The sequence below is a fragment of the Flammeovirga sp. EKP202 genome (genome assembly GCF_014534745.1).
In the GTDB taxonomy this organism is placed as follows: Bacteria; Bacteroidota; Bacteroidia; order Cytophagales; family Flammeovirgaceae; genus Flammeovirga.
Window position 1 is genome coordinate 1 of the sequence record NZ_JACVVP010000145.1, and the last position, 399, is coordinate 399.

The 399-nt window shown below is 32.8% G+C and carries 1 pseudogene; it reads left to right on the forward strand.

What is annotated here, in order from left to right:
* Positions 1-399 (forward strand): annotated as a pseudogene (locus IC221_RS29360) (hypothetical protein); the annotation flags it as partial.

Consider the following 399-nt stretch of genomic DNA (forward strand, 5'->3'; position numbering starts at 1 on the left):
AAAACAGTATTTAAAAAGAATGCAGAGAGATATTCCCAACAGGTACGAACAAAAGTGCAAGAATATATTCATACTCTTGAAAATTTAGAAAAAGAATCGATTCATCAAAATGAGGTATTAGATATTCCATCTGAGACTTCTTGTTCAGATAGTAACAAAATCAAAGAAATTGCTCATAAAATTGATGAACAACTTTCCAAAAGGGGCAACGACAGGGTAACGAAAAAACAAAAGACTCAATGCCGCAATATTATAAGAAAAGCAGATCAATTAAATGGATATGAACAACAGCTTCAAACATTAGACTCACGTAATTCCTATTCTAAAACAGATACTGATGCAACGTATATGCGCATGAAAAATAGAGAGTATGCTAATGGATACAACGTGCAAGTAGGG